Consider the following 4,915-nt stretch of genomic DNA (forward strand, 5'->3'; position numbering starts at 1 on the left):
TGCCGCCCGGTGTCGATCGGCCTGCTGCCGAACATGGCGCCGCAACTGATTCCGGGCGCGCTGGCGTGGCTGCGGGAAGCCGGCCGCCCCGTGCAGCTCAACGTGCGCGAGGACACGCTCGACCGGATGCTCGCGCAGGCGCAGCGCCGCGAGCTCGACCTGCTCGTGTGCCGGCTCGACGCGTCGGCGCTGAGCGCGGGGCTCGACGTCGCGCCGCCGTACCGCGACGACATGATCGTCGTGTGCGGGCCGCGCCATCCGTTGCTCAGGCGCGCGCGGATCGGCTGGCGCGACGCGGCCGCATTTCCGTGGATCGCGCCGCCGCTCGGGTCGCCCGCGCGCACGGCGCTGGACGCCGAGTTCGCGAAGGCGGGCCTGCCGCCGCCGTCCGTGCTGATGGAATCGGTGTCATGGCAGACCAACCGCGCGGTGGCCGAGCAGTCGCCTTGCCTATTCGTGCAGTCGGCCCGCGCGTTCGAGCTGGCCGTGCGCGCAGGGGAGCGCGTCGGCCGGTTGCCGCTGAAGCTGTCGACGATGCCTGAAACGGTCGGCGCGCTGTATGCGGCGCCCGCGAGCGTGTCGGTCACGGCCGCGATCGATGCGCTGAAGGCCGTGACGCGCACGGATTCCGGCGCGAGCGACTGAACGCGAATGGAGCCGGCGCGCCGCCACAATCTGACGAATCGTTTGCGAGCGCGGCGCGTGCGAGCCGTTGCCTTGCCGAAGGCCGTCGCGCCGTGCGCAAGTCTTTCGGCGGGCTGACTGGCGGCTGCAAACGCGGCGCCGACCACGCGTAACCCCTGATGCGCGTGGATGCGCCACTTGTCATGGATTGGTGTTAAATATATTTCGGCGCGCGTTGGCACCGCGCGCAATACGGGGCGCACCGGGCATCGGCGTAAACCCGGAGCGAAAAACGGCACGAAGGATCGAAAACGAATCGGGCGCATCAGACCCGATCGGACAGACGGCAGGATTCATCTTGAATACCGAACCGCAAAGTTCTCGTTACAGTCTCGGGCTCGCGGCGGAAGTGCTCGCGTCCGAGCAAAGCGTGCTGAGGCTGATCACGCGCAACACACCGCTGCCGGAGCTGTTGGTCGAAGTCTGCCGGCGGGCCGAGGCTTTGCTCGGCGACGGTGCGTCGTGCACGATCCTGCTGCTCGATACCGACGGCGTGCACGTGCACGTCGGCGCCGCGCCGTCGCTGCCCGCGCAGTACGGTTCGGCGATCGAAGGCGCGTCCATCGGGCCCGTGGCCGGCTCGTGCGGCACGGCGATGTACCTGCGCCGGATGGTCGTCGTCGAAGATATCGAAACCGATCCCCTGTGGGCCAACTACCGGGCCGTTGCCTTGCCGCTGGGCCTGCGCGCGTGCTGGTCGGTGCCGTTCCTCGACGATAGCGGCGCCGTGCTCGGCGCGTTCGCCGTTTATTACCGCACGCCGCGCCGGCCGGGCGACGAGGAAACCGAACTGTTGCGCGACATCGGCAACAGCGTCGGCCTCGCGGTGCACCAGGACCGGATCGCGCGACAGCTCGCGCGCAGCGAGGAACATCACCGGCTCGTGGTCAACAGCCTGCACGAAGGGATCCTCGTCGTGTCGCGCGACGGCGTCGTGGTCGCGAGCAACCCGAGTGCGAACCGGATGATGCGCGTGAAGGGCGACCTCGTCGGCCGCCGGCTGTCGACCGTGATCCTGCGCAAGCTGCACGAGGACGGCACGCCGATCGCGCCCGACGAATGGCCGAGCCGGCGCGCGCTCGAGACGGCCACGCCGCTGCTCGACTACACGGTCGGCTTCGGCCTGGCTGACGGCGACATCATCTGGGTGCGCGGCAACGCGGTGCCGATCGTGAGGCCGGGCGAGAAGCAGGCCGATTCGGTGCTCGTGTCGTTCAACGACATCGGCCCCGTGCGGGAAGCGCAGCAGCAGTTGCGCTACCTGGCGACGCGCGATGCGCTGACGGGCCTCTACAACCGCCGCTGGCTCGGCGACCGCATGCGCGAGCTGTTCGGCGGGCACGATGCGGCGGGCGGGCCCGCGCGCGTCGCGATCCTGTTCATCGATCTCGTCGGATTCAAGAAGGTCAACGATACGGCCGGCCACGACGCGGGCGATGCGCTGCTGCGCAGCGTCGCCGCGCGGCTCGCGGCCTGCGGGGGCGGCCAGTACGCACTGACGCGCGTCGGCGGCGACGAGTTCGTGATCCTCGTCGACGATTGCGACGATCCCGACCGGCTCGCGGTGCTCGCGCGCGAGGTGATCGACGCGATCGCGAAGCCGTTCGCGATCGCGAACAACGAATACTGGCTCGGCGTGTCGATCGGGATCAGCGTCGCGCCGCGCGACGGCGACGATGCCGTCACGCTGATGCGCAACGCCGATTCGGCGATGTACGACGCGAAGCAGCGCGGCCGCAACCACTTCACGTTCTTCACCGCGCAGCTCAACCTGCGGCTGCAGCGCCGCTTCGCGATCGAGCAGTCGCTGCGGCGCGCGCTTTCGTCGGACATGCTGCGGCTCGCGTATCAGCCCGTCGTCGATGCACGCAGCGGCCGCACCGTCGGCGCCGAGGCGCTGCTGCGCTGGACGAGCCCGGAGCTCGGGCCGATGTCGCCGGCGGAATTCATTCCGGTCGCGGAAGATACGGGGCTGATCGTCGCGATCGGCCAGTGGGTGCTCGAAACCGCGTGCCGGCAGGCGGCCGAATGGCGCCGCACGATCGCGCCCGACCTGATGCTGGCCGTCAACCTGTCGCCGCGGCAGTTCCACGAAGGGCTCGTCGAATCGGTCGATCGCTGCCTCGCTCAGACGCAGCTCGATCCGTCCGCGCTCGAACTCGAGATTACCGAAGGACTGCTGATGAATGACACGGACACCGTGCTGCCGATGCTCGAGGCGCTCACGAACATGAACGTGCGGATCTCGGTGGACGATTTCGGCACCGGCTATTCGTCGCTCGCGTACCTGAAGCGCTTTCCGCTGCACAACCTGAAGGTCGACCGCTCGTTCGTGTCGGGCGTGCCCGATCATCACGACTCGGTGGCGATCACGCAGGCCGTGGTCGCGATGGCGCATTCGCTGGGGATGAAGGTCACGGCCGAAGGCGTCGAGACGCAGGCGCAATCGTGGTTCTTGCAGCAGATCGGCTGCGACATGCAGCAGGGCTATCTGTTCAGCCGTCCGCTGGACCCGAACGACTACGCGCGCCGGCTCGGCGCCATGTGAACGCGACCCGTCCGGCGTTCAGTCGACGCGCGGGCCGCCGAAACCGCCGGGGATCGGCGTCGTGGGCGTCGCATCGATCTCGACGCGGTTCTTGCCTTCGTGCTTCGCGCGATAGAGCGCGCGGTCGGCGGCTTCGATCAGCACGGTCGTCGGCAGGCCGGGCATCGGCACGATGCTCGCGCCGCCGATGCTGATCGTCACGGTGTGGCCCGTCGACGAATGCGCGTGGCGCAGCCGCAGCGCCTCGACCGCGAGGCGGATCTTCTCGCCGAGCAGCCGCGCGGCGCCCGGCGACGTGGCCGGCATCACCACCGCGAATTCCTCGCCGCCGAAGCGCGCGGCAAGATCGCCCGACTGGCCGAGGCAGCGCTCGATGGTCGACGCGATCTGCTTGAGCACGCTGTCGCCCGACACGTGGCCGTACGTGTCGTTGTACAGCTTGAAGTTGTCGACATCGATCATCAGCAGCGACAGCTCGCTGCGCTCGCGCGTGCCGCGCCGCCATTCGGCGGCGAGGTATTCGTCGAGATAGCGCCGGTTCGACAGCCCGGTCAGGCCGTCGGAATGCGTGAGGCGCCGCAGCTCGAGATTGGCTTCGAGCAACTGCTGCTGCGATTGCCGCAGCGCGCGATAGGCCTCGTCGCGCTGCAGCAGGTTCATGTACGAGCGCGAGTGGTAGCGCACCCGCGCGACGAGCTCGATGCGGTCGGGTAGCTTCACGAGGTAGTCGTTCGCACCGGCCGCGAACGCGGCGCTCTTGATCACGGGTTCTTCCTGCGTCGACAGCACGATGATCGGCACGTCGCGCGTCGCCGGGTTCGTCCGGTACGCTTTCACGAGGCTCAGCCCGTCGGTGCCGGGCATCACGAGGTCCTGCAGGATCACGGTCGGCCGCGTCTCGATCGCGGTGGCCATCGCGTCGTCCGAACGCGGGCAGTAGTGGAAATCGATGCCTTCCTCGTCGACGAGCGCGCGCCGCACGGCTTCCGCGACGATCGTCTGGTCATCGACCAGCAGCACCATCGCAGGCACGTCGGCGGGCGGCGTGTAGGGGCCGCCTGGCGGGCGAGTCAGGTCAAGGGTCATGGTCGATGCGGTTTGTTGCGGTTGTTGCAGGGGCAGGCAAGGGTGTTGCGCGTGTTCATCGTCGGGCTCAGATTCTCGCGAGCGCCGCCAGCTCGCCCGCGATGCGCCCGAGCGGCAGGATCGCGCGCGCCGCGCCGAGTGTCGCGGCCGCCTTCGGCATGCCGTACACGGCGCTCGTCGCCTCGTCCTGCGCGATCGTATGGTAGCCCTTCATCCGCAGCGCCTTCAGGCCGATCGCGCCGTCGCGTCCCATCCCCGTGAGCAGCACGCCGATCACGCGGCCGGGCCAGTGCTCGGTCAGGCTGTTGAAGAACACGTCGACCGACGGGCGATACGGCGTGGCGGCCGGCTCGCGCGTGTATTCGAGCGTGCCGGCGCGCGTGATGCGCAGGTGGTCGTCGGTCGCGGCGAGCAGCGCGACGCCCGGCTGCGGGCGGTCGCCTTCGCACGCGACACGCACGGCGAGCGGCGTCTGGCCATCGAGCCATTGCGCCATGCCTTCGGCGAACGCGCGGTCGACGTGCTGGACGATCACGATCGGGGCGCTGAAATCGGCCGGCAGGCTGCCGAGGATCGACGCGAGCGCGCCGGGGCAGC

General features: G+C 69.4%; 4 protein-coding genes. 2 read left to right on the forward strand and 2 right to left on the reverse strand.

Features of this window, described 5'->3' with window-relative positions; genetic code table 11:
• Together G3N93_RS34210 and G3N93_RS34215 are read left to right on the forward strand one after the other, a co-directional pair.
• The coding region (locus G3N93_RS34210) for a LysR substrate-binding domain-containing protein (protein WP_241026818.1) at positions 1–645 on the forward strand (645 nt) is incomplete at its 5' end.
• Between the two features lie 337 nt (positions 646–982).
• Complete coding sequence (locus G3N93_RS34215; protein ID WP_174936018.1) at positions 983–3,232, forward strand: bifunctional diguanylate cyclase/phosphodiesterase; 2,250 nt, start codon at positions 983–985, stop codon at positions 3,230–3,232.
• An 18-nt stretch (positions 3,233–3,250) separates the two neighbouring features.
• On the opposite strand, the gene G3N93_RS34220 is transcribed toward G3N93_RS34215, so the two are convergent.
• Both G3N93_RS34220 and G3N93_RS34225 read right to left on the reverse strand, forming a co-directional pair.
• Positions 3,251–4,318 (reverse strand): diguanylate cyclase domain-containing protein, encoded by a 1,068-nt coding sequence (locus G3N93_RS34220; protein ID WP_174989780.1) that lies wholly within the window; start codon positions 4,316–4,318, stop codon positions 3,251–3,253.
• Between the two features lie 67 nt (positions 4,319–4,385).
• A partial coding sequence (locus G3N93_RS34225; protein ID WP_277396591.1) for a chemotaxis protein CheB occupies positions 4,386–4,915 on the reverse strand: 530 nt, incomplete at its 5' end.

It is taken from the genome of Burkholderia sp. Se-20378 (assembly GCF_017104665.1).
In the GTDB taxonomy this organism is placed as follows: domain Bacteria; phylum Pseudomonadota; class Gammaproteobacteria; order Burkholderiales; family Burkholderiaceae; genus Burkholderia; species Burkholderia lata.